Source organism: Chryseobacterium sp. Mn2064, assembly GCF_049319685.1.
Lineage (GTDB): Bacteria > Bacteroidota > Bacteroidia > Flavobacteriales > Weeksellaceae > Chryseobacterium.
Genome location: NZ_JBMOUE010000005.1, coordinates 386,421 through 411,397, shown reverse-complemented (window position 1 = coordinate 411,397; position 24,977 = coordinate 386,421). Strand labels below are relative to the sequence as shown.

At 36.7% G+C, this 24,977-nt stretch carries 27 protein-coding genes; 6 read left to right on the top strand and 21 right to left on the bottom strand.

What is annotated here, in order from left to right:
• Positions 1-258 precede the first annotated feature (258 nt).
• Complete coding sequence (locus ACL9RH_RS19565; RefSeq protein WP_422695010.1) at positions 259-1,284, top strand: LLM class flavin-dependent oxidoreductase; 1,026 nt, start codon at positions 259-261, stop codon at positions 1,282-1,284.
• Between the two features lie 55 nt (positions 1,285-1,339).
• Here the strand turns inward: ACL9RH_RS19565 and ACL9RH_RS19560 are convergent, their stop codons facing one another.
• The 9 genes from ACL9RH_RS19560 to ACL9RH_RS19520 all read right to left on the bottom strand — a co-directional run bounded on the left by ACL9RH_RS19560 (position 1,340) and on the right by ACL9RH_RS19520 (position 11,194).
• On the bottom strand, positions 1,340-1,837 hold the full coding sequence (locus ACL9RH_RS19560; protein ID WP_422695009.1) for a hypothetical protein: 498 nt from the start codon (positions 1,835-1,837) through the stop codon (positions 1,340-1,342).
• A 68-nt stretch (positions 1,838-1,905) separates the two neighbouring features.
• Positions 1,906-2,949, bottom strand: a complete 1,044-nt coding sequence (locus ACL9RH_RS19555; RefSeq protein ID WP_422695008.1) for a T9SS type A sorting domain-containing protein — start codon at positions 2,947-2,949, stop codon at positions 1,906-1,908.
• A 16-nt stretch (positions 2,950-2,965) separates the two neighbouring features.
• Positions 2,966-3,613 carry a hypothetical protein gene (locus ACL9RH_RS19550; RefSeq protein ID WP_422695007.1) on the bottom strand — a complete coding sequence of 216 codons (648 nt, stop codon included), beginning with the start codon at positions 3,611-3,613 and terminating at the stop codon, positions 2,966-2,968.
• 187 nt (positions 3,614-3,800) lie between these two features.
• A complete protein-coding gene (locus ACL9RH_RS19545; protein WP_422695006.1) occupies positions 3,801-4,535 on the bottom strand; it encodes an intradiol ring-cleavage dioxygenase in 735 nt (244 codons plus the stop codon).
• Between the two features lie 220 nt (positions 4,536-4,755).
• A complete protein-coding gene (locus tag ACL9RH_RS19540; RefSeq protein WP_422695005.1) occupies positions 4,756-5,430 on the bottom strand; it encodes a LytR/AlgR family response regulator transcription factor in 675 nt (224 codons plus the stop codon).
• Between the two features lie 2 nt (positions 5,431-5,432).
• A complete protein-coding gene (locus ACL9RH_RS19535; RefSeq protein ID WP_422695004.1) occupies positions 5,433-6,518 on the bottom strand; it encodes a sensor histidine kinase in 1,086 nt (361 codons plus the stop codon).
• 189 nt (positions 6,519-6,707) lie between these two features.
• A complete protein-coding gene (locus tag ACL9RH_RS19530) occupies positions 6,708-9,743 on the bottom strand; it encodes an AAA family ATPase (protein WP_422695003.1) in 3,036 nt (1,011 codons plus the stop codon).
• A 3-nt stretch (positions 9,744-9,746) separates the two neighbouring features.
• A complete protein-coding gene (locus ACL9RH_RS19525) occupies positions 9,747-10,952 on the bottom strand; it encodes a metallophosphoesterase family protein (RefSeq protein WP_422695002.1) in 1,206 nt (401 codons plus the stop codon).
• A gap of 89 nt (positions 10,953-11,041) precedes the next feature.
• On the bottom strand, positions 11,042-11,194 hold the full coding sequence (locus ACL9RH_RS19520; protein WP_171006328.1) for a hypothetical protein: 153 nt from the start codon (positions 11,192-11,194) through the stop codon (positions 11,042-11,044).
• A gap of 118 nt (positions 11,195-11,312) precedes the next feature.
• Between ACL9RH_RS19520 and ACL9RH_RS19515 the strand changes: the two genes are divergently transcribed.
• Positions 11,313-11,564, top strand: a complete 252-nt coding sequence (locus ACL9RH_RS19515) for a VF530 family DNA-binding protein (protein ID WP_422695001.1) — start codon at positions 11,313-11,315, stop codon at positions 11,562-11,564.
• 74 nt (positions 11,565-11,638) lie between these two features.
• Positions 11,639-12,139, top strand: a complete 501-nt coding sequence (locus ACL9RH_RS19510; RefSeq protein ID WP_422695000.1) for an FKBP-type peptidyl-prolyl cis-trans isomerase — start codon at positions 11,639-11,641, stop codon at positions 12,137-12,139.
• Between the two features lie 159 nt (positions 12,140-12,298).
• On the opposite strand, the gene ACL9RH_RS19505 is transcribed toward ACL9RH_RS19510, so the two are convergent.
• The gene (locus ACL9RH_RS19505; protein WP_422694999.1) at positions 12,299-12,676 is read right to left on the bottom strand and encodes a YchJ family protein; all 378 of its coding nucleotides are present in this window, start codon (positions 12,674-12,676) and stop codon (positions 12,299-12,301) included.
• A gap of 104 nt (positions 12,677-12,780) precedes the next feature.
• Positions 12,781-14,922, bottom strand: a complete 2,142-nt coding sequence (locus ACL9RH_RS19500; RefSeq protein ID WP_422694998.1) for a M3 family metallopeptidase — start codon at positions 14,920-14,922, stop codon at positions 12,781-12,783.
• Between the two features lie 235 nt (positions 14,923-15,157).
• Here ACL9RH_RS19500 and ACL9RH_RS19495 point away from each other — a divergent pair, with 235 nt between their 5' ends.
• Positions 15,158-15,973 (top strand): GIN domain-containing protein, encoded by an 816-nt coding sequence (locus ACL9RH_RS19495; RefSeq protein ID WP_422694997.1) that lies wholly within the window; start codon positions 15,158-15,160, stop codon positions 15,971-15,973.
• A gap of 1 nt (position 15,974) precedes the next feature.
• Here ACL9RH_RS19495 and ACL9RH_RS19490 read toward each other — a convergent pair whose 3' ends face one another.
• The 6 genes from ACL9RH_RS19490 to ACL9RH_RS19465 all read right to left on the bottom strand — a co-directional run bounded on the left by ACL9RH_RS19490 (position 15,975) and on the right by ACL9RH_RS19465 (position 20,864).
• Positions 15,975-17,858: a monovalent cation:proton antiporter-2 (CPA2) family protein gene (locus tag ACL9RH_RS19490; protein WP_422694996.1), complete on the bottom strand. Its 1,884-nt coding sequence runs from the start codon at positions 17,856-17,858 to the stop codon at positions 15,975-15,977.
• Between the two features lie 3 nt (positions 17,859-17,861).
• Positions 17,862-18,383: an NAD(P)H-dependent oxidoreductase gene (locus ACL9RH_RS19485; RefSeq protein ID WP_422694995.1), complete on the bottom strand. Its 522-nt coding sequence runs from the start codon at positions 18,381-18,383 to the stop codon at positions 17,862-17,864.
• A 157-nt stretch (positions 18,384-18,540) separates the two neighbouring features.
• Positions 18,541-18,954: a hypothetical protein gene (locus tag ACL9RH_RS19480; protein ID WP_422694994.1), complete on the bottom strand. Its 414-nt coding sequence runs from the start codon at positions 18,952-18,954 to the stop codon at positions 18,541-18,543.
• Positions 18,955-19,031: 77 nt separating this feature from the next.
• Positions 19,032-19,847, bottom strand: coding sequence for a TPM domain-containing protein (locus ACL9RH_RS19475; RefSeq protein WP_422694993.1), 816 nt, complete (start codon positions 19,845-19,847; stop codon positions 19,032-19,034).
• On the bottom strand, positions 19,828-20,256 hold the full coding sequence (locus ACL9RH_RS19470; RefSeq protein ID WP_422694992.1) for a TPM domain-containing protein: 429 nt from the start codon (positions 20,254-20,256) through the stop codon (positions 19,828-19,830). Before ACL9RH_RS19470 ends, ACL9RH_RS19475 begins: the two co-directional genes overlap by 20 nt.
• 2 nt (positions 20,257-20,258) lie before the next feature.
• Complete coding sequence (locus ACL9RH_RS19465) at positions 20,259-20,864, bottom strand: LemA family protein (protein ID WP_422694991.1); 606 nt, start codon at positions 20,862-20,864, stop codon at positions 20,259-20,261.
• A gap of 75 nt (positions 20,865-20,939) precedes the next feature.
• Between ACL9RH_RS19465 and ACL9RH_RS19460 the strand changes: the two genes are divergently transcribed.
• Together ACL9RH_RS19460 and ACL9RH_RS19455 are read left to right on the top strand one after the other, a co-directional pair.
• Positions 20,940-21,437 carry a dihydrofolate reductase gene (locus ACL9RH_RS19460; RefSeq protein ID WP_422694990.1) on the top strand — a complete coding sequence of 166 codons (498 nt, stop codon included), beginning with the start codon at positions 20,940-20,942 and terminating at the stop codon, positions 21,435-21,437.
• A gap of 149 nt (positions 21,438-21,586) precedes the next feature.
• The gene (locus ACL9RH_RS19455) at positions 21,587-22,156 is read left to right on the top strand and encodes a DUF2892 domain-containing protein (protein ID WP_422694989.1); all 570 of its coding nucleotides are present in this window, start codon (positions 21,587-21,589) and stop codon (positions 22,154-22,156) included.
• Between the two features lie 64 nt (positions 22,157-22,220).
• On the opposite strand, the gene ACL9RH_RS19450 is transcribed toward ACL9RH_RS19455, so the two are convergent.
• The 4 genes from ACL9RH_RS19450 to ACL9RH_RS19435 all read right to left on the bottom strand — a co-directional run bounded on the left by ACL9RH_RS19450 (position 22,221) and on the right by ACL9RH_RS19435 (position 24,825).
• Positions 22,221-22,856, bottom strand: coding sequence for a trimeric intracellular cation channel family protein (locus tag ACL9RH_RS19450; RefSeq protein WP_422694988.1), 636 nt, complete (start codon positions 22,854-22,856; stop codon positions 22,221-22,223).
• Between the two features lie 49 nt (positions 22,857-22,905).
• Positions 22,906-23,277 carry a four helix bundle protein gene (locus tag ACL9RH_RS19445; protein ID WP_422694987.1) on the bottom strand — a complete coding sequence of 124 codons (372 nt, stop codon included), beginning with the start codon at positions 23,275-23,277 and terminating at the stop codon, positions 22,906-22,908.
• Between the two features lie 25 nt (positions 23,278-23,302).
• On the bottom strand, positions 23,303-23,767 hold the full coding sequence (coaD, locus tag ACL9RH_RS19440) for a pantetheine-phosphate adenylyltransferase (protein ID WP_047423933.1): 465 nt from the start codon (positions 23,765-23,767) through the stop codon (positions 23,303-23,305).
• 74 nt (positions 23,768-23,841) lie between these two features.
• Entirely contained in the window at positions 23,842-24,825 is a 984-nt protein-coding gene (locus tag ACL9RH_RS19435) for a D-alanine--D-alanine ligase (protein ID WP_422694985.1), read from the bottom strand.
• Positions 24,826-24,977 lie beyond the last annotated feature (152 nt).

The following is a 24,977-nucleotide window of genomic DNA, read 5'->3' as shown; positions in this document are numbered from 1 at the left end:
AAGTCGCAAATCGATTGAATATTTCGTGTTGTAAGTCGCAAGGGTTTTATCTGAAATAAAATTATATCATCATAATATTACAAGAATTAACCCTTGCTGAAAATCTTAGATTTTCTTGCATCTTAAGAACAGCATAAAGATAAAAATCCTTGCATCTTTGCGTTTTTCCAACCTGAAATACCAGGACCTACGATCTTAACAAACATCAATGTTTTTACTATTTCATAGTGGTAATTTTGTATTACTAAAAACAACAATATGGAATTAGGAATAGGAATGTTCGGTGATCTGGCTTTTGATCAGTCAACGGGTAAATATAGAGACGCAGGAGTTAAGATCCGTGAAATACTGGAGCAGGTAAAACTGATGGATGAGGTAGGAATTGATGTCTTCGCAATGGGAGAGCATCACCGTCCGGATTATGCCGTGTCATCCCCGGAAATGGTATTGGCAGCGGCGGCGAGTATCACTAAAAATATCAAACTGGCGAGTGGTGTAACAGTTTTGAGTTCTTCAGAACCTGTAAAAGTATATGAAGATTTTTCAACCCTGGATCTGATCTCAGACGGAAGAGCAGAAATATTTGTAGGACGCGGAAGTTTTATTGAATCGTTTCCTTTATATGGATATTCTCTGAATGATTATGAAGAGCTTTTTGATGAAAAACTGGAATTATTATTAAAAATAAATTCTGAAGAAAACGTAACCTGGTCAGGAAAACTTCGTGCTCCAATGCAAAACCAGACTGTTTATCCCAGAGCGAAAAATAATGGAAAGCTTCCTATATGGAGAGCTGTGGGCGGAACTCCTCAATCTGTACTCAGTGCAGCTCAATTGGGAATGCCTTTAGTCGTAGCCATCATTGGTGGAATGCCTGTGCAGTTCAGAAATCTGATTGAATTTTACAAACAGGAATATATAAAAGCGGGTCATGATGTAGCTGATATGCAGATTGCGGTTCACTCCCATACATTTGTAAGTGATGATCCTAAGGTCATAGATGGATATTTCCAAAACTATAAATCTCAGATGGATAGAGTAGGAGCTTCCAGAGGTTGGGCACCTTATACCAAAATGCAGTATGACGGAGGAAGAAGTAAAGACGGAGCTTTATTTATGGGAAGTCCGAAAGAAGTCGCTGATAAAATCACTTACATGAAAGAACTTTTCGGGATTACAAGATTTATAGGTCATATGGATTTAGGAGATCCGGCACATGATCTGATGATGAAATCCATCGAATTATTCGGAAATGAAGTAAAACCTATCATTAAAAACTTATAAAATAGAAACCGCTGTTGAATATACCAACAGCGGTTTTTTATGGAAGTCACAAAAATTATGTTTCCTGATAATACGCAATGGCAATCTGAGGATGAAATGGCAGCATATATGTCTCAAATCCATTTTCCTTGTCTACATCATGGCTCAAAAGGTATTTGTTGTCGATAATGTCGATCAATAATAACTCAGGAGTAAAAAAAGTTAATCCTACCTTATGTTTGGAAGCATCTTCTATGTTGGAAGAAATCAGATCTAATCTGAAATTGTCAAACGGAAAAAAAGTATTTCCCAAAACATCAGGAAGACTTCTGATAATACCTCCCAATTGTGACACATAATTACTCGCTGCACCGCTTAACAAAAAAGGAATCTGCTTTGCATTAGGATTTCTCTGCAGAAGTTCCCAGTAGTTTTTTACCGGATTTTCTTTATGATCAAAAACCTGGTGCTGTATTTTGTATTCAAAATAAGTGTCGTCAAAAATATAGCGGTCCCAAATCATTTCAGAACTTTGATCAATCACAATGCGAAAAGCAAGTTTTATTTTTTTCATAGCTTACAAGATAAGATGGATTTCAAAATAGATTTTAGCGCAATAATTTTTACCTTTTGGGAACTGTTTTATTTTACTAAAACCTTCATCGTTTCATGAAAACTTCCATTGGAATTTTCAATATAAATTTTCGCAAGATACATTCCTGGTTTCAGTTGGTTTCGTGATAAGGATATTCTTTGTGAACCTGCAGAAAGTCTTTCTTCATCCAGAACTTTCATCACTCTTCTTCCGCTGAGGTCATATAGTTCTATACTCACTTTGGAAGATATTTTCAGCGTAATCGGAAAAACGGTCTCATCACGGAAAGGATTAGGGTAATTCTGTTCTATTGTAAAATTATGGTCTGAAACCTCCTGGGTTCCCAATACCGATGACCCGGCAACATAAATGGTATGAGTAAGAGTATATCCTGCGGAAAGAGAACCTGTCACAGTAGACATTTCGTTGCTGGTTCCGTCTGAAAAAACATTGTCAGTAGCATTATAGGTATAGCCGTTCATTCCTTTGGTATAGCCATATGAAGTTCCGTTGATATTCACATTGTATACCGCATTTGCACTGGTATTTCCTTCGGGAAAGGCAATTTGGGTTACCAACAAAGAGGTTCCGTCAGGTTTATAAACATGCACATGAATATGAGTAGCACGTCCCTGGTACCAACCCGGAAAGATACTGGTAAATGTAACCAGGCCGGCTGCATTCGTGGTTTGTCTGCCTCTCAGAAAATTGTAGGCCGTGTAATTGGTAGGCTGCATCTGGCTTCCTCCGTATTGCGAATAATTACCATCTTTATCACAATGCCACACATCTACCAAAACGCCTTGATAGGGATTACAGTTGGCGTTGGTATTCATGATATAAATATTCATGGTAAAAGCCACTCCTGTTCTGTCTCCCACAATATTGGTTCGTACATAATTGGCAGGAGTGATGGTAGGAAAAGGGCCTGCGGTTTCAGAATTGGTAACAGAGCATAAGAGAGCATTCTTGTTTTCTGTGAAAGTTTCAGGAGAATGAGTAAGGAAATCTTCCGCCCGAAACAATACCGGTGCGATGGCTGCAATTCCAGCCAGTCCAAGTCCGTTTTTCAAAAATAATTTTCTGTCCATATGAAAGTATTAATGGTTAGGTTTCTATAAAAAGCATCAGAGCATCTTCGCTCAACGCTTCAAATTCCAGTTCCTGAATTTCCCAAAGCAGAATGGCATCCCGATTTTCTAAGAGTCTGTTTTGAAATTCAAAAGCTCCGTTCAATACCATGCCGAAAATGGATTTGTCTGTATTCTTTAAAGCATAAAATCCTTCCGCTCGACCCTTATAAAGTCCAATAAAATTGGGAAAAGGTAATGCCGTAGATATAGGGAAAAAATTGTTTTGTAAAGTAAAATCCAGTTCTTTCTTAGAAAAATTCAGAATATGTTCCTGTTTTTCGAATTCGAAGAGTAAAAGATCTGCTTTATCGTGGTAAATGAGATTCTTAATTACAATATCTTTTCCTTCTTTCGTGTTGAAAGTAAGAGATTTTCCTGCAGAAATTGGTTCATAAAAATCTGTGATAATGATTTCTCCGTAGAGAGGAAGGATAAGAAGGGTTCTCTCCCCATCAAAATGAAGTCTTAATTCACCTTCAATATCCAGAACCGCTTCCTTCACACTCAGTAACGGCCCGTTTGTTTCCTGATGATTCAGAATTTCACTGACTACATATTTCTCAGCTTCATTCCAAATTCTGAAATCATTTTTAAAAATCTTTGATGGGGTTTGAACTAACATAGTCTACAGAGGTTTAATATTTCCACGAAGCACAGACAGATACATTGCTTTTGATTTTAACACTTCGGGTCTATATGATACGATCTACTAGGCCTGTGCTTTTGTGGAAATGGGTAAAAACACTAATATTATTAAGGTTGTTCCGGAAAATGCTCTTTTCAGAACCAACACTGAATTTTCCGGAGTATTAGGCAGAAACTTTTACCGTATGAGTAAGAGCGAATCCACCACTTACACTTCCTGAAATACTGGACATCTCGTTGGAAGTTCCGTCACTGAAAACATTATCATTGGCATTGTAGGTATAGCCGCTCATTCCTTTGTAACCTGTACTTGCCGCAACCTGTACGACAGCGCTGTCACTTCCTTCAGGAAAAGCAATCTGGGTAACCAGAAGAGATTGTCCTGCTGAGTTATACACATGAACATGGATATGAGTGGCTCTTCCGTTGTACCAACCTGGAAAGATAGAGGTAAATTTCACCTGTCCGCTCGCATCTGTAGTCTGTCGTCCTCTTAAAAAGTGAACCGTTGTATAGTTAGTAGGCTGCATTCCTGTTCCTCCATATTCGGAATAGTTGCCGTCTTTGTCGCAATGCCAGATATCTACAAAAGCTCCCTGCAATACCGTACAGTTTGTATTCACATTCTGAATCGTAATGGTGATGGTAAAAGGAACTCCGGTTCTGTCGCTCACAATATTACTTTGAACAAGGCTGGAAGGTGACTTAGTGGGAAAGGGACCTTCAGTTTCGCTATTGGTAACAGAACATCCTGTGGCGTTAGATCCGGAAGTACTGTTGGAAGATGAATCAATTGAATCATCATCACTTCCACAGTGGATTAAAAGAGGAGCGGCAACAGCTGTTACCCCTGCTAAACCCAGGCTTTTCAGAAAGCCTTTTCTATTCATTGTTTTCATAATACAGGGTTTTTAAGGTTAATACTTTAAAAGATAACGGAGGTCAATCCATCAGTTTTTTGAGTTTCTTATCCCAAAAGTATTTTCAAAAAACGAAGCTGTAAAATTTATGAGGTGAACAAATAAAATGTGTCGGTAAATGATTGTTTTTTAAGAGATATTAAGAATTACAGGAGTCCAATGTTGAAAGATGATCCGTAGTGAGAGCCATTAAAAAAACTTATCGGTTGACAAGTTTCATCACAAGATCTTTATATGTTTCTCCGATCGGAATAATGAAATTGTCAATGTGAATATTACGGTTAACGATTGTTTTAATGTTTTTTACAGGAACAATATAGGAGCGGTGAACTCTTACAAAATCTTTCTCGGAGAGTTTCTCCAGAATGTTTTTCATAGAAGAACGGGCTGTTATAGTAGAATGATCGGTTAAACGGATCTGAATATAATCATCCAGCCCTTCAATCAGAAGAATGTCATCAAAGTTAATCTTATGAAGTTTGTAATCTGCCCGTATAGAAAGATACTTTACATGATCTGTTTCCGGGGTTATTTTCACCTTTTCCACAGCTGCCTTGAACCTTTCAAAAGAAAATGGTTTCAGAAGGTAATCTATAGCGTTGACATTAAAAGCATCCACCGCGTATTCTGAATATGCCGTTGTAAAAATAACTTTAGTATTTTGAGAAATTTTTTTATAAAAGTCCATACCGTTTTTGGATGGCATTTCTATATCTAGAAAGATAAGATCAACAGGAAATTTGTTGAGGTACTTCTGGGCATCGCTTTGGGTATTGAATATCTTGTCAAGAGACAGATTTTCAAGTTTTCCGGCATAGTTTTCAATGATTTTTAAGGCCAGAATTTCATCGTCAAGAGCAATCGCTTTGATCATGGTTACAATAAATTAATTTTTAAATCTACTTCAAAAGTTTTTCCGTTATGCTGAGTATTGAATGTGTATTTCCCCTGATACACCTGATGCAGATGTTCCAGTGTGTTTTTCATTCCGATTTTTAAGCTGTTCTCATCCGTAATGGTAGGGTTGACAATATTATTAAAAACATTAAAATGTAATGTATTCTCTTCTATAATCAATTTTACAGCAATCTTTGATTTTTCTTCTGCGTTAAATCCATATTTAAAAGCATTTTCAATAAAATTTACCAAAATAAAAGGAGCGATCTGCAGGTCTTTGGTTTCTCCGATCTCTGTATAGGAAAAATCTAAACTGCTGTCAGTCCTTATCAGTTGAAGAGCAATATAATCCTTTAAATAATCAATCTCCTGGCTGAGCTTTACAAAATCTTTGCTGCTTTCCTGTACTACATATCTCATGACATTGGAAAGCTTCAGAATTCCATTGGGAGCATCATCCGATTTGAACAATGCCAGAGAGTAAATAGAATTTAAAATATTAAATAAAAAGTGAGGTTGTAACTGATATTTTAAACTTAATAATTCGGCTTTGGCTTTAGAACGTTCCAGTTCCTTTTTTTCAATATTTTTAAAAATAAAAAGAGAAGACAGGAATGAAAACAGAAAGGGTAAAAGTGAAGAAAAAATCATTTGACCGTAAGAGATGTGGTTTCCGGGTTCAAAGTTTTTCCGTGGAAATCTCTCTTCCATCGGTGGCGGAATATTTCCGGGAGAATGTGCCGCCGGCGGTTGCATCTGGCTTGGAAAAGGACGACCTGCCATTCCGTTTTCTGCAGTGAGGTAATTGGGTACAAAAACCATAATTCCGAAACAGATCAGAATACAGATAACAAACAGGACATATTTTTTCTGACTATATAGTTTGGGAAGAAACAGATTCAGGTTTACATAAAAAAAGAGAACGACAAATACAAAACGAATAAATTCTCTCTGAAACGGAGATACTCTGAAAACCGACAGCGTACCGTCAAAATCCGGAGAAGAAACAATCGGAATTGTTAAAAGTAAAAGGATAAGGATAATATGCTGTCCAATTTTTTTCATTCAGTAAAATCATTTAATATCAATTATCTCTTAACAACTTGAAGGGTGAAAAACAGGTCTTTGTCAATTCAAATGTAATAAAATGAACGGTAATTATATGTAATAATTTTCAGAATGGTTTTTAAAAGCCATGAATGCACTTATAAAATGGATAGGTACATTCGTGGCGATTTAATGGTGAAAAACCTGTCAGATCATCTCAATCAAGCTTCCTCTTTCTTCATCTTTTACGATATTGAGTGCGGTAGGAATTTTTTCTTTCAGCTCTTCTACGTGAGAGATAATTCCAACAATTCTGTTTTCTTTTATCAGATTGGTAAGGGTTTCAAATACAATATTGACAGATTCCGTATCCTGAGTACCAAAACCTTCATCAATAAAAAAGAAATTTTTATCAGCCTGCGCATTAGACTGAACACTTTCTGCTAAAGCTAAAGCAAGACTCAGGGATACCTGAAATGCTTGCCCTCCGGAAAGCGTTTTAACACTTCTGCTTTTACCTTCGTTGAGGTAATCTATAATCTCGAAATCATTATTTTCATTGAGCTGAAGACTCAGCTGGTTCCTTGTCATCCTGTGAAAACGTACATTGGCATGATCACAGAGCTGACGCAGATAAATAGATGAAACATATTGTACGAAACCGGCTCCTTTAAACAGATTCATCATCAGTTTTAAATTTTCGGAACGTTTCTGAAGTTGTGCCAGTGCTTTCAGTAGTTCTTCCTTTTTCAGGAACTCTTTTTCCAGACGGTCTATTTCTGCCATTTTGGTTACGACAGAATCGTTGATCTGTTGATGTTCCGTTTGTGTATCATTGAACTGCTTTTCGGTTGAAGAGAATTGTTCTTCATTAAAAGAGAGATCCTTTAGTTTCAATTCCAACTCTTCAATAAATTTTTTCAGGGTTTCAAATTCGATTCTGAACTTTTGTATTTCGGCTCTGGCAGTTTGAATATTGATTTCCTGCTGCAAAAGAGTTTCAACTTCTTTCAACTCTGCAAAATTTTGTTCTGCAAGTGCTTTTTTCAGTTCTGTTTCATTATCCGATATTTCCTGTTGCAGTGTTGCGATTTGCTTTTCAGTCTCCGCGACAATTGTTTTTTGCTCTGCCAGTTTTGGAACAAGAAGTTTTTCTTCCTGTAAAGCCTTCTGATAATTTTCTTCCGTTGCTTTATTGGAGGCAATCAGCTGTTGATAAGATTCTTCAACTTCAGTTGTGCTTTTTAGTGCATACAGATTCCAGTCCAGAGTTTTAAGGCTGGCTTTACTGAAATTAATATGCTCCTGCTTGGAAAGCTCCTTCTTTTTAATTTCGTCCAACGCGGTTTTAAATTTATCCAGAAGTTGCGTTTCTTTTTCAAGATTTTCCCTCTCTAAAGTAATATTTCGCTCTGTATCTTCAATCTTTTTTTCCAAAGCGAAAGAATCAGAACGTTTTTTCTCAAACTCGTCTTCATGATTGGGAGAAAACTGTTTCCAGCTAAACTGCTGAATATGGCTTTCAATATCTTTTTGAATTTGGAGCAAAATTTTCTGTTCGGAAAGGTGTTGCTCTTCAAATATTTTTTTTCGGTCCAGAATTTTATCAATATCAGCTTCCTGTTTCTGCAGGTAGATAACCTCCTGGTCAATCCCTGCTATTTTATCCTGAATTTCCTGCAGCTCTGTTTGTACATCCTGAATTTCTACAATATGAGGATGCGCTTTAGAACCGCAAAGAGGACAATTTTCACCATCGTGAAGTTCACTGGCAAAGCGGGAAAGCTCTTTCTGGATTTTAAGCTGATCCAGTTTTTGAGACCATTCTTTTTTGCTTGCTTCTAATGTTTCTTTCCGTATTTTGAAATCGTCTTTATAGTTTTCATGATAGGAAAAGGGTTTCAATTCATTTGTGATGGAATCAATCTGAATCGTATGTTTTTCAATTTTCTCAGTTTGTTCCTGCTGTTTCTTTTTGAGATTTTTTTGTTGAATAAACCAATTTCCAACTTCAGAAAGCAAAGAAGAATCGAGTTTTTGTTCTTTTAAGTTTTTAACACCGGCAGAAAGCTCGTCAATGATTTTCTGTATCTTTTCTCTGTTGAGGTCAACTTCTTTTACTTTTTCAGAACCTTTTTGAGTTCTTTCATTCAGAATTTTAATTTCCTCAGCATAGGAGAGAATCTGGATGATGAGATTCAGATCATTTTCTTGTAATCTCGATTGTTCCAAAGCCTTAAACTGAGGTTCGAGAGAAGCGAGCTGCTCTGTTACGATGGCAAAAAGACGTTCAGTTTCCTGAAGCATTTTAATCTGTTGTTCTCTTTCATTGCGTTTACCAGCCTGTTCTTTTGAAAGTTTGTTCTTTTCAACAATTAAAGGGCTGAAAATTCTGAAAACTCGGTCGTACAATTCTGTTTTGCTTTCCAGATCGTCTATTTGAGATTTCTGTTCGGACAGTTTCCCGAATTTTTCTCTGTTTTGCTGTAAACTTTCAAAATCGTTTTTTAAGCTTTTCAGTTGCTGATAGATATTGGAGATCTTTTCAAGATTACTGTAAGCCTCCGAAAGTTTCTTCTGCTCTTCTTTTAGAATGTCCTTCTGACTAAGGATTTTTTCTTCATTAATTTCTTCAAAACCTTTCAGTTGACCTTCAAGCTGATCCAGTTCTGATCTGTTTTTTACGTGAAGGGTAGAGGTGTTGGATTGAAGATCAAAACGTTGAAGATTAAAAATCTCCTTCATCATATTGGTTCTTTCCGCAGCACCCAGTTCCAGAAATTCTTTGAACTGTCCTTGTGGAATAATGATGGTTCTCTTAAAATTGGAATAGCTTAAACCTATGATCGTTTCTGCATTCGAATGATCCAAAGGAAGCCATTTACCATTACTGAACTCATAAAAAGTAACAGTATTAGGTTTTACTTCTTCGAATTTTTTTAAATTTCTCCTGAAATCTCTGGTGGCACGAAATAATTTATTCTCATAATTGATGAAATCAAATTCTATATAAGAAGTGTTTGATTTTAAATTCATCATATTATAGGCTCTTTTATCACGCATATTCAGACGTTCTGTTTCACCATACAAAGCAAATGAAATGGCTTCCAGTACTGAAGATTTTCCCGAACCCACAGCTCCGAAGATACCGAATAATCCCGCATCGGTAAGATTTTTGAAATCAATAGTCTGGCGTTCCTGGTAGGAGTATAATCCTTCGATAGTTAATTGAACAGGAATCATAAGCTAAGCATTTAAAATTTCGTTAAACAAATTCATCAGTTCTTCATTGGCTTCCTGTCCGCCACTTTTAGATTTAAAATAGTCTTTGAACAATATTTCGATATTCTGATTTAAATTAATTTCCTGACTTTGGCTTTCTGTCAGTTCTTTGTTTTTAACTTTTGGAATAAGATGAACAATACCGTTATGAGACTGATATATTTGTCTTCTCTCATCGGCGGTAAGAAAAGTTTCACTTTCAAGAGTCAGTTCAACAAAAGTATAGGGATTTTCAGAGAGCCACTGAACAGCACTTTCCACGGAGGTAAATGTTTTACGGACTAAGGCTCTTCCGTTTTTTAAAGCTATTTTTTCGTAGGAGATCGCCTTTCCCGGTTCTGCATCAATAACAGTAATATATTTGGTTTGTCCGGCTTCACTGAAACTGTAACATAAAGGAGAAGAGGAATAGATGACCGGTTTTTCTTTTGTCCCGATATTCTGAAAAGCATGAAGGTGCCCTAATGCTGTATATTGGATCTGTTCTGGAATCGTATCTGAAAAGATCAGGTCTGCATTTCCAATTTTAATAGGTTTTTCGCCATCGGGTTCTTCCAGGATTTCTGCGCCTCTTTTATTCATATATAAATGAGCCATGAGAAGATTGATGCCGGAATCATCACAAAACTCATCTGCAAGCTCTTTCCACATTTGTGAAAGCACTTTATTGATTTCTTCTTCTTTATTTTCCCCAAAATATTCTTTTAACCGGATTTCGTTGGCAAAAGGTGTGTGGAGTATTCTTACCGGAGAATCTTTGCCATCCAGACTAAGTTCGATAAAACCGGACTTTGTTTGGGTTATCTGAAAATATTCTGTTGCAAAAGGGACGATCTCCGTTTTAGGATGACCTATTAAAATAATTCCGCATTCCCGGGCTAAGGGATCGGGAGCACTTATTAAACTGGGAGAATCATGATTTCCGGAAATGGCAACGACAGGACGTTTTCCATTTAATGATAAACGCTTCAGGGTTTTATAAAATAATTCTACTGCTTCAACGCTTGGATTAAAATTATCAAACAGATCACCTGCTATCAAAACCAAGTCTACATTATTCTCATCAGCAATATGAACGATTTCATCCATAATTAAAGTCTGTTCTTCCAGCCTTGAAAAACGATCAAGGCGTTTTCCTAAGTGCCAGTCGGCGGTGTGTAGAATTTTCATAATTTAAGTTTGAGAATTAAAAAGGATTTCAATCTACCATTATATAACCATTTCAAATCCAAAGATTTCAAAAGAGGTTGTACATGATTTTAGAGTTTATTGTCAGCTTCTCTTGCTTTAAAATCCTCTCGGATTTGTTTTAAACGTGCTTTCCTTTCTGCTTCTGCATTTTGTATTTTACGTTTTTTCTGGTCAATTTTCTTTTTATTTTTTTTCCTGTTTGCTTCGTTGTTTTTGCTCATATTATAGGTGCCGGATCATTTTATGGGTAAGAAATAGCTTCATCAAAAATACTAAAGATTAAGAGGGGAAACAATTTTAGTCGCCAAGTCTGATAAAATGTTTTAATTTTACGGTGTTATGGAAGAAAAATCAAAAGATCCTTTACACGGAAAAAGACTGGATGCTATCCTTGAAGAATTGGTAGAATACTATCAAGGTTTCGAAAGGCTGGGCGAACAGATCAATATAAAATGTTTTACAGATAAGCCCAGTATAAGTTCTTCTCTGAAGTTTCTAAGAAAAACACCATGGGCAAGAACGAAAGTCGAGAGTTTATATCTCTTTGTATTGAGGCAAAAGAAAAGAGACGAGGCAAAGAAGAACAGATAGAAATCTGAAATCATTTCAAAAACGTATATTTGTGTTATGAATCGTGAAAAAACTCACGAAAAAAAATAGAAAATATGACAATTGAAAACAATCATGTTGTAGCTGTAAAGTACATCCTTCACACGATCGAACCAGATGGAACTAAAATTCTTGTAGAAGAAACAACAGCAGAAAATCCACTTACATTTTTGTACGGTGTAGGAATGATGATTCCAAAATTTGAACAGAATATCCTTGGTTTACAAGCTGGTGATAAAGCTGCTTTTACCATTCAGCCGGAAGAAGCTTATGGTGAAAGACAAGCTGATGCTATTGCAGAATTACCAATTGATATGTTTAAAGAATCAGGAATTCCACCAGTAGGAGCGATCTTACCTTTATCTGATAATCAAGGGAATAATTTTCAGGCATTTGTGGTAGAAGTAACTCCTGAAGCTGTAGTGGCTGATCTTAACCACCCAATGGCTGGTAAAGTTTTAGATTTCCAGGTGGAAGTTTTAAATACTCGTCCTGCAACAGAAGAAGAGTTATCACACGGTCATGCTCATGGAATTGACGGAACTGATGCTCACTAAAAAATACTATAAATGTCCGGTTTTTATCGGACATTTTTTTGATCGTAAGATAAAAATAAGCCACAGAATTTTCTGTGGCTTATTTTTTATACAGTGTACAACTTATGTATACTTACGCTCTATTGAAATATAGATAGAAGAGGTAGAAAATGGATACTATTAATCTAAAAATTCTCCTGAAACATAATACCAGCGGTCATGCATTTTCTGGAAAACAGAAAACTCGTGGTGAACTTGTGGATGACCGTCCTGATCGGTGTAATAAGCTTTGAACTCTACATGATTTAAAGCAGGAGTTCTTATAATTTCAAGCTTTGTCCATTCATTGATTTCTCCCCATTCCTGAAGATCTCTTTTATTGTGGAATTTACGTTTTCCCGGAAGAGTAGTTTCCATCAGGTATTCTCCGTTGGGAATGGCAAAAGCAGAAAAGCGGGAACGCATTAATGCTTCTGCTGTTGGAGCATGCTTTTCTCCGGTATGGTAGGGTTTGCAGCAATCTTCGTAAGGTTTTCCTGAACAGCAAGGACAGTTCATATAATGTATTTAAAATTCTAATCCACAAAAATAATAAATATCCACAAGCTGGAGCAGAAACATAAAAAAAGAAGCACCCTTAATAAAGAATGCTTCTCGTTGATTTATTTAATAAAACCTCTGTTTCTCAATAAAGGTTTGATATCCGGATCATGTCCTGTAAAATCTCTGAATGCTTGGTTCAGGTCTACAGAATTTCCTACAGAAAGAATATATTTTCTAAAACGGTCACCATTTTCTCTGGTTAATCCTCCGTTTTTACTGATCCATTCCCATGCATCATTGTCCAATGTCTCAGACCATAAGTAAGCGTAATATCCTGCTGAATATCCACCGCCCCAGATATGCGCGAAATAAGGAGTGTGGTATCTTGGCGGAACCGTTGCTAAGGTAAACCCATGGCTTGCCAAAGATTGTTTTTCAAAATCTAAAACAGGAATAAACTGGCTTTCGTTAGCGATGGTATGCCAATCCATATCAAGCTCTGCAGCAGAAACCAATTCAGTAGTCATATATCCCTGGTTGAAAGTAGCCGCTTTTTTAATCTTTTCTACTAAAGCTTGTGGAATAGGCTGTTTTGTCTGATAATGTACTGCATAATTCTTCAAAACAACAGGATCTAAAGCCCAGTGTTCATTGATCTGTGAAGGGAATTCTACAAAGTCTCTCGGTACGTTGGTTCCTGAAAGAGAAGGGTATTTCTGGCTGGCAAACATTCCGTGGATAGAGTGACCAAATTCATGGAAAATTGTTGATACATCATCATAGCTGATTAATGAAGGTTTTCCCGGAGCCGGTTTCTGATAATTGTAACAGTTGACAATCACCGGTTTGGTGCCTAAAAGATAAGACTGCTCTACAAAGTTGCTCATCCATGCGCCTCCATTTTTAGAATCTCTTGTATAGAAGTCCAGATAATAGATCGCAATAGATTTTCCATCATGATCGAATACTTCATACGTAACTACATCAGGGTGATAAACAGGAAGATCTGTTCTTTTTTTGAATGTAAGTCCATAGAATTTTTCAGCAGCGAAGAAAACTCCCTTTTCAAGAACGGTTGTGATTTCGAAGTAAGGTTTTATTTCACTTTCATCAAGATCAAATTTTGCTTTTCTTACCTGTTCAGCATAGAAATTCCAGTCCCAAGGTTCTACTTTGAAACCTCCTTTTTGCTGATCGATAAGATCCTGAATGTCTTTTGCTTCTCTTCTTGCCGTTTCTACAGCCGGAGTAGCAATCTGGTTCATCAGTTTAGTGGCAGCCTCCGGAGTTTTTGCCATCTGATCCTGAAGTTTCCATTCTGCAAAATTCTTTTTACCTAAGATCTGAGCTTTCTTCAATCTTAGTTTAGCTAATTTTTCAATGGTATCTCTCGTATCATTAGCATCACCTTTTTCAGCTCTTGTCCACGAAGCCTTAAAGAGTTTTTCTCTCGTAGCTCTGTTTTTCAGGTTTTGTAAAAGAGGTTGCTGTGTTGTATTTTGTAAGGCAAGAAGATATTTGCCAGGTTGCCCTGCTGTTTTAGCATCTGCCGCAGCGGCTGCAATTTCGTCAGCAGAAAGTCCGTCCAGTTCTTTTGCATCAGAGAAAAATACACCACCTTGTTTTCTCGCTTCCAATAATTTGTTGGAGTATTGCGTAGAAAGGGAAGCCAATTCCTGATTAATCTGCTTCAGTTTTTCTTTGTCAGCAGCAGAAAGATTAGCCCCGGCAATCTCAAAGTTTTGCTTGTAATATTGTACCAGTCTCTTACTTTCAGGATCAAGACCGTCTTCTTTGATTGATTGTATTCTTTTATAAAGATTTTCATTCAGGTACATTTTATCAGAATGTGCTGCAAAAATAGGAGCATATTCTTCATCCAGAGCCTGTAGCGTAGGATTGGTGTTGGCGCTGGTAAGATTAGAGAACACGATCTGAGTTCTTTTCAGTACTTCACCACTTTTTTCTAATGCAACGATGGTATTTTCAAACGTAGGAGCAGCCGGGTTGTTGGCTATTTTTACGATTTCAGCCTCATGTTGTTTTAAACCAAAATCGAAAGCAGGTTTGAAATGCTCATTTTTGATTTTGTCGAATTCCGGAGCTTCGTACTGAAGCTTACTCTTCTTCATGAAAGGGTTTGAAGATAAAGAGGGATCAGGTGCAGGAAGCTCCTGTTGTGTATCGGTCTGTTTCATTGTAGTACAAGATTGGTTGAACGCCAAGGCAGAAATTAATAATACCGATGAAATATTCTTCATAAATATAGTTGTTATTAAACCATAAAGATATTAAAAACTTACATCATAGAATCTATTTTGCGTGAGGTATTTCGTAAGAGGAAAAAGCAGGTAAATAATGGGAATGATTTTAATAGCTAGCAGTTTTAAATTTGTAAAGGAAATGTAGTATTTTTAAGTGCGATGTAATATTTTTTATAAATTAGTTGTCATTTAAATAAGAAATCAAAAAAATAATAAATAAAAGAAATAAATCATGAAAAAACGAACTCTTTTTATTTTATCAGCCTTTGTGATATTGGCCTCATGTAATGATAAACATGAGAGAAGAAACGAAGAAAAAAGCAGCTGGGTAGAGAAGGTAGTTACTACTGATAATGGACCGATGCAACATAAAGAAGTTACGGGAGATTTTGATGAAATTCAGGTTTCACAGGCTATAGAAGCGGTAGTGATAAAGTCGGATGTAGAGAAAGTTGAGATTTCTGCTCCTCAGAATATCATCAATGAAATCCTTGTGGATAATGATGGCGGTAAGTTACACATTCATTACAAGAGCGGTATCAGAGTGATAAATACAACTAAAGTAACGGCAAAGATCTATGCTAAAGATTTTAAAAAGCTTTTAGCAGATTCGGCAGCGAGTATTGAGGTAAAAGATAAGTTTACGCAGGAAAAAACAGATATCGAGGTATCCAGTGCAGCAAGTATTTCTGGAAATCTGGAAGCCAACGATATGGATATCAATATCAGCAGTAGCAGCAATTTCAGTGGAAAAGTATGGGCTGTGAATCTTGGAGTTGAATCTTCATCAGGATCAAGCCTTGAAATTTCAGGAAAAGCAAAAAAGGCAGAAATAAGCGCTTCTTCGGGGAGTAGTATTTCGGCAAAAGATGTTATTGCAGAGCATGTAGAAGCAGATGCGTCCAGTGGTGCAAGTATTCATGTAGCAGCCGTTTCCAGTGTTAAAGCGGAGGCTTCTTCTGGTGGAAGTGTTACGATTTCTAAGAAAGGAGAGCTTACAAGCGTAACGAAAGACGAAAGCAGCGGTGGAAGTGTAACCATCCAATAAACTAATCCTGGGATTCTTCCTCATCTTCTTCTGTGGATGAGGAACCCTCCCAATTTCGGTTATCAAAATTAAGATTATCGTACGCCAATAATTCCTCCTCACGCTGGAGGATTTCTTTTGTACTGAATAAAGCAATATCATCATCTTCCTTCATTTTTGCCAGTTTTCTGATCGATGCTTTATCAATGGCCATAAATCTTTGTCCAAGACGTCGTGCCGCATATTTTCTCATTCCTGTTTCATGAAGAACGTCTACAGCCATATCCACTGCAGTACCTAATGTTTCACGATAAATATGATTGATCCCGTTGTTGAGGTATTCATAGGCGTCAATTCTATTTTTGGCCCTTACGAAAATCTTTACATCAGGATAATGTTCACGAACGAGTTCTGCAATAAACATATTGTCATCCGGATCATCAAGACATAAAACCAAAATCTCTGCATCTTCAATTCCGGCCGCTCTTAGAATCGGAATTCTGGTGGCATCCCCATAATATACTTTAAAACCGTAGCTTCTCAATAGCTTTACACGGTCTGAATCTCTATCCAAAATAGTGGCCGATACTTTATTCGCTTTTAAAAGTCGTCCTACAGTACTTCCAAAATGACCAAAACCGACAATGATAATCTTTTTTTGAGTGACATCGCTGTCTAAAATATTAAAATCGTGATCTTCTTCAGGAACTTCTTTGATAAATTTGGGCGTGATAAATCGATCATTCAAGATCAAAAGGATAGGAGTGATACACATCGTAATTGCCGTTACAGCCATAAGCTGAGCATTCAGTTCCGGGCTCAGAAGATAAAGATCGGAGGCGTAGTTGATTAATACGAACGCAAATTCTCCTACCTGGGAAAGAGCAAATGCATAGAAAAGACTCTGTGGAGTATCTATCTTGAAAAATTTTCCAATCGCATATAAAACAATAAACTTTACAATCAGCACTGCAAACACGGTACTGAAGATAAATAAAGGATCTTTCTGAATAATGTTAAAATTAATTGTTGAGCCTACACTCACGAAAAATACAGCCAACAGCAACCCTTTGAACGGATTGATCTGCGCCTCCAGTTCATGCCGGAATTCACTGTTCGCAAGCATAACTCCAGCGAGGAAAGCTCCCAGTGCGGGAGAAAGGCCAATAACTACCATAAGCTCAGAAACCCCAATGACCAGAAATAGTGAAGAAGCTGTTAACAATTCTGCCATTCCCGATTTTGAAACATAGCGGAGAAAAGGGACAAATACATATCTTCCCAACAGAATCAGTAAAACAACTCCCAGAATTACGGTACTTGCCTGTAACCATTCCGGTAACTTCTGAATCAGAATCTGAATTTCATTGTCATGATGTTTCGCTTTATAATTAGCAATAATGGGAAGAATTGCCAGAATTGGAATCACTGAGATATCCTGAAACAGAAGCGTGGAAAAAGAAGCTTCTCCCGCCGTTGTTTTAAGGTTGTTCTTTTCCTGTAGAGTTTGCAGAACGATGGCTGTGGAAGATAATGCAAAACACATGGCTACGGCTATTGCTTTGTCTATTCGCCATCCTACACTGATGAATACTACAAATAGCAACGAAATGGTGAGCAGCATTTGAGAAAGCCCCAGTCCCATGATCTTTTTTCGCATATCCCAGAATTTCCTGGGCTCCAGTTCCAATCCTACAATGAATAAAAGCATGATCACTCCAAACTCACTGGCGTGCATAATGTCGTTTACATTATTTCCTGTAAGTCTCAGAACATAAGGACCTATAATGATTCCTCCTAAAATATATCCGATCACAGAACTCAATCCAAACTTTCTGGCCAATGGAACCATAATAATGGCTACCCCCAGAAAAATTAATGTGTTCATCGCTAAGCTGGATTCCATATGCTATTGGTTGAGTAGTTCTGTAAATTCTTTTTTATGTAAAATAATTTCCTTTTTAGAAAGCTTGCTGGCTTCGTATACGATTTTAATATGCTTGATGTCGGCTTTAAAGACTCTTAAAGAAACAATCAGCCCACTGATTAGCTCGTCTATCGTATACTGATAAGTTCCCGTTTTACTGAATGATCTTTCTTTTCCTCCTGTGGTAATAAGAATATAGACTTCTTTTCCTTCTAAAGGATTGTATTCTCCTTCTTTAAGCCAGTCTCTATCAAAAACTTCATCAATCCATAATCTAAGAAGAGGTGGCATTCCGAACCATATCAATGGAAACTGAAAAATAAAACGGTCGTAGTTTTTAAGGCGTTTTCTTTCTCTGAAAGCCGCAATATGAAAGTCAGGATATTCTTCGTAAAGATCTCTTAAGGTATAATGCTGATGACGAACGTAGAAATTGATGAGCTCTACATTCGAATTAGAGTGCTCCAGATAAGGGTGTGCAAATACTACCAAGGTCTTCTTCATAATCCTGTTTTCAGTAAATATAGTGAAAAAATATTGAATAAAAGGTAGTTTTTGTGGGGTTTTGTTAATTTTTTAATATATAAAATTGAATTTAATATTAATATTATACGAAGAATGGGTTTATTTTTGAGGTTTAGATAAAAGGTTTGATTCAAATTTAGAGATTCTTTTGAATCCACTCTATTTCGGTATTTTTTCTGAATCTATAAAAATTGTAAATAAGGGCTAGAAGATAAAGTGAAGAAGGGCTGTAAAATATAATCAATAGAGCGAGGTCTCCTTCAGTATTTTGGAGAATTGTAAAAATATGAACAGCCAAAGGGAATGCAAAGAACGAAGCGATACTTAGATACAGGCTTTTCCTCACCGATACAACTAAGTTAAGAAATGCAGGTACAGAAGAAATAAAACAGCTTATAGAAATGAAAGACGCATAAAAAAACATGATGTTTCGAGCCTGCGTGTTTTCAGATCCTCCTGAACCTCCTGAAACCAATAAAACAATCAAAAAAGATAATCCCAGAGAAAATAAAAAGGGATATAGTAATCGTTTGAAAATTTCTTTCCCCATTTTTAATTGGAATTTAGCAAGGTTAATGAATAAGGCTGAAAGGTAGATAAGGAACAGAGTTTTCTAAGAACACTAAACTACCATCCTCCTGAAGCGCCTCCGCCTCCAAAACTTCCTCCGCCACCGAAGCCTCCAAATCCTCCGCCACCGCCGGAACTTCCTCCTCCGAAGCCGCCACCCCCAAATCCGCCGGGGAAAGGGAAAAATCCGCCAGGATAGTTTCTGCGTCCTCTTCGGGTAATGATCACATCATCATCGTCGTCATTATTACCGCCACCACCGCCGCCGCCTCTGTTTCCAAAAAGAATGGCAATAATGATGAAGATAACAAAGGCAATAATAAGGACTTTTAATGCACTTCCGTTACCGGAAGGCGCTGTAGTGGCAACAGGTTTGAATTTCCCTTGAACAGCCTCCATAATAGCTGAGGTTCCTCCATTGATACCTTCATACCAAAGTCCTTTTTTGAAATTTGGGGTTACAATATAGTCAAGAATCTGTCCTGCTACTGACGCGGTAAGATATTGTTCTACAGCACGTCCCTGTTGGATAGACATGGTTCTGTCTTCCGTTGCAATAAGAAATACAACTCCGTTATCTACATCTTTTTTCCCGATTTTCCATTTTTCACCGAACATGGTGGCCAGGAAGTTCACATCTTCCCCTTTTGTAGATGGAATAATGATCACTTCAATTTCTGTAGAAGTAGAGTCGGCAAACTTGATGAGTTTATTATTCAGATCATTTTTTTCCTGTGGAGTAAGAAGATTAGCTTCATCAAAAACAGGATAAAGAATTGCAGGTTTTTCAGGAATAGTATACTGTGCTGATACAAAAGTGTAAAAGCAGAGCAGTAGAAATGAAAATACTATTTTAAGAGAATGTAATTTCATTCGGAAGTTGGTTTGGGTTTTCTCCTTCTACAGGAAAATGTTTTTTAAGTTCAAGACCTGTTTCCAGGATCGCACTTTTCAATGCTTTATAGTAGTTACCTTTGGCAAATTCAGCAGTGATATAATCGTGCAGATGATTCCAGTAGGATTGCTGTACTTTATCGTGAATTCCAACATCTCCAATGATGGTCAGATATTTTTTTTCAAAATTAACATGAAAAAGCACGGCATTTCTATCGGCGGTTTTATCCATACAGAGTTCGCGGAAAACCTCAAATGCCGTTTTTGCAAGATGATCATCAGTATTGGAATCTATATGCACTCGGATCTCTCCCGTAGAATGATCTTCCGCAGACTGAATCGCTTCCACAAGGGAAGCGATCTGTTGATTTGTAAGGTAATTACCCATTGTTATTTGAATACATCAGGTGCTTTCTGAGCTCCTGCGTCAGCTTTGAAGTAAGGTTTTTCTTTAAAGTTGGTGAAATTCGCCAAAATATTGTTTGGGAAAGTCTTGATAGAGGTATTGTAAATCTGAGCAGCGTCGTTGTAATAAACAGTTTCTGTTCTGATACTGTTTTCGATAGCGGTATACTCTCTTTGGAAGTTGATATACTGCTGGTCTGCTTTTAAATTAGGATACGACTCTACGACTGCCATTAATCTGCTCAACGCTCCGGATAATTCTCCCTGTGCAGCCTGAAACTTCGCAATGTCAGCTTCCGTCATATTGGTTGGATCAATATTGATGGAAGTTGCTTTAGAACGTGCTTCAACAACTTGCGTTAAAGTTTCCTGTTCAAATTTTGAATAAGATTTTACCGTTCTTTCAAGATTAGGAATAAGATTGGCTCTTTTTTGATATACCGTTTCTACATTAGACCATTTTGCGTTCACAGTCTGCTCTTTATCTACAAAACTGTTATAGCCGCTTTTTCCCCAGAAGAAAAGACCAATAACAATAATAAGAAGAACAATACCAATGGTTCCTGCGCTTAGGCATCCTTTATTTTTCATAGTTTATTTTTTTTAATTTTTTGTGCTAATCAAATATACAAATTATGTGCTAATTTTGTAGAAAATTATATTTGAATGACAACAATAGTGGTGGCAATGGGAGAGAAGAATGAAATTGGTTTTGAAAATCAGTTGCTTTGGCATCTTCCTAAAGATTTAAAACATTTTAAAGATATTACTTCAGGGCATCCGGTGATCATGGGAAGAAAAACGTATGAGAGCATTGGTAAGGCCTTGCCTAACCGTACTAATATTGTTGTTTCAAGAAAAAAAGACTGGTTTGAGGAGGGTATTCTTATCGTAGGAAGTCTGAAAGAAGCAGTGAAATTTGCCAAAAAGATTGATGAAGAAATCTTCATCATCGGAGGAGGTAATATTTATGAGCAGACGATGGATATTGTAGACAAATTAGAGGTTACCTTAGTGAAAGCAGATCTTCAAGCAGATACTTTCTTTCCGAAAATAGATGAGAAAATCTGGGAAAAAACAAATGAAATCTGCCACGAGAAAGACGAAAAAAATGGTTACGATTTCTGTTTTCAGACGTTTGAAAGAATTAAAAAAGAAGCATAAGGAGCAATAGTGAGTTTTCGTTTCGTAAAATGAATCATGAATTTCTCACAGATACAAAAATTAACAAGCGTAGCGAATTGACTATTCACCATTGACTTTTTGAACTTTAAGACCTAAATTTATTATCTTTGCACTTCTAAAATTTAATAATGAATAAATACATTAAAATTGCAGTAGCAGCAGTTCTTATCCTACTGGGACTTTATATGATGATTTTTACAAGAAATCTTGGCTGGGGTATTGTGGTTTTTCTTCTTGCCGCATTTCCGATTCTGCTTTTCTTTAAAAATGAATATATTCTTCTGGCATTCTGGCAACTGAGAAAACAGAATATGGAGAAAGCTGCAGAATGGTTAACAAAAATAACAGATTATAAAGGACAACTTCATCAAACTCAATACGGATACTTTCATTACTTATTAGGGTTAACACAAGCTCAGGATCACCCGACAAAAGTGGAACCTTTAATGAAGAAAGCATTGGAGTATGGTTTGAATATGAAACACGACAGAGCGATGGCGACATTGAATCTTGCAGCAGCAGCTATTTCCAAAGGAAGAAAGCAGGAAGGGCAGAAATTGCTGGAAGAAGCAAAAAGATTAGACAGCGCTGGGATGATGACGGATCAGATCAAGATGATGAAAGATCAGTTGAAAATGCCGACCATGCAAAAGCATATGCATAATCCTAATATGAGAAATAGAGGAAAATTCTTCTAGTCAGAAAAAATAAAAATAAAAAGCACCTGTCTCAGGTGCTTTTTTTATATCTGTAAAATCTGTTTTACATTTCCGAATTATGGTGGTCGTAGCCATAAAACTTAGGCATCTGCCAGTGGTATTTTACCGCCAAAGTACGGATCGCTACAATCAGTAAGATGGTGAAAATCTGGATGAAGGTGTAAGAAAGCGAAGTGTATTTGGTCATCAGTAAAAATGCTGATCCTCCCAATATACAAGCCGTTGCATAGATCTCCTTTCTGAAGATCAGCGGAATCCTGTTAAGCAGTATATCCCGGATAATCCCCCCAAAACAACCGGTAATCGTTCCCAGGGCAATACAAATCATAGGGTGAATTCCTGCATTCAATCCTTTCTGGATCCCAATAATTGTAAAGAGGCCCAAACCAAAACTGTCGAAAATAAACAGGGTAACCTGAAAGTTTTTTTCCAGCGATTTGAACACCATGGAAAATACACTGGTAAGCAGAATGAGTGAACACATCAGAAGATCATGCATCCAGAATACCGGAATATCCAGCAATAAATCTCTCACAGTTCCTCCTCCCACGGAAGTTACGAAGGCAATGATAAGAACCCCAAACGGATCGAGACGTTTCTGCATCGCTGCAAAACTTCCCGACATGGAAAAGGCGATGGTTCCAAGGACTTCTATGGCAAAATTGAACTGTTCGTGCATATATTATGAATGATAAATAATGAGCAATGAGTAATAAAAATTATGCCATTTAAATTTGAGATAATTTAAACTTATATGTAGTCATAACTTTTACGAGTTCTTCGCATTCTGATTTTAAATGTAAAATTTTTTCCGGATTTAAATATTGTAATTCTTCAATAATTTCAAGCCAAAGTTGAGTTTCATCAATTTCTTCGACTACTATGCACATTTTAGCGAATTTTTCTTTTTCAGATCTTGCTCTGGATACTGCCCGATAATTGGCAGCAACAGAGGTTGCGGATCTGATGATTTGTTTTCTTATTATTGAAATATCATCCGAAAAAGGTAATGAAGAAAGTGTCTTAATGATAGCGATGGAAAAGCTTTTGGTTCTCTCCCTGAAAATTTGGTTAAAATCTACTCTATCAAAATTATTCATTACTTATTGCTCATTACTAATATATTTATCTCTCAACTCTTACAGAATCCGGAACCATCAGTTCATATTCGCCGCCGTGAGTAATGATTTCTCTTACAATACTGCTGCTGATGAAAGATTTTCCTGAAGAGGTAAGTAAGAATACGGTTTCCAGCTTTTTATGAGCTAATGTTCTGTTGGTATGTGCAATCGCTTTTTCGAATTCAAAATCTGCAGGATTTCTTAAACCTCTGATGATGTATTGGGCATTTTTTTCAAAACAGTAGTCAACCGTTAAGCCCTCAAATGAGTCTACTTCCACGTTGGGAAATTCCGCTACAGAATTTTGAATGAATTCCATTCTTTTATCCAGAGGAAACATATATTTCTTTTGGGAATTCTGTCCAATGGCAATAATTAATTTATCAAATAGCGGTGCCGCTCTTTCTATAATATCGTAATGTCCTAGTGTAATCGGGTCAAATGATCCCGGGAAAACAGCAATTTTCATGTTGTACGGATTATGATTGTGAGTCAGGAATTAGAAGTAATGAGTTCATCCCATCACTAATTTCTAACTTCTAATTATTTATTAAGTGCTTTTTCAACTTCATTACCGCAAAGATCCATAATGGAAATTCCGTAATGTTTGGCCTGTTGAGGAAGAATACTTGCAGGAGAGAATCCAGGGTTGGTATTCATTTCAAGCATATAAGGAATACCATCCATTAAGATATATTCGCTTCTTGAAAATCCGCTCATTCCTAGTGAATTGTAGGCTCTTTTGGCAATTTCTTCCACTCTTTTTGTGGTTTCTTCGTCAATTCTTGCCGGGGTAATTTCTTCAGAAGCTCCTTCATACTTCGCTTCATAATCGAAGAATTCGTTGGTAGGAACAATTTCTGTAATACCCAATACGATGCTTTCTCCCTTGAAATCAACAACGCCTACAGAAACCTCCATCCCGTCTAAGAAACTCTCAATAAGAATCTCATCATCTTCTTTGAAAGCAACTTCTGTAGCCGCAATAAGTTCAGACTTGTCTTTTACCTTTGAAATTCCCAGTGAAGATCCCGACTGGTTGGGCTTTACGAAAAGCGGAAGTTTTAATTCTGATACAATTTCATCTACATTGATGTCTTCTCCTTTTCTTAAATAGATACTTTTAGCAGAAGGAATACCATATTTTGACAATACAGCAAGAGTATCTTTCTTATTGAATGTAAGAGCGCTCTGATAAAAACCACATCCTGTATATTTCTGACCTATCGCATCCCAGTAAGCCTGAAGAATACCATTTTCTCCGGGAGTTCCATGGATGATATTGAAGCATACATCAAACTTCAGTACTTCTCCGTTATCTAATGTAACAGAAAAATCACCTCTGTTGATGTTATATTTTTTGTCATTTTCGCCTAAAAAATACCACTCATCTTTAAGGACAACAACCTTATATACATCATATAGATATCTGTCTAAAGAATCATAGATCAACTGTCCGCTTTTTAAAGAAACCACATATTCATCAGAATAGCCTCCCATTACTACGGCAACACATTTTTTGTTCATAACCATATAGTATCAATTAAGGCAAATTTAATCATTTTATGGAATGCAATAAGGGAAATCCGGAAATTTTAAAATCAAAAATGAAATGTGTTAAATAAAAAGCCCATTCTAAAATTATTAGCTATATTTGCCGTTATAATTAAAGTATTTTT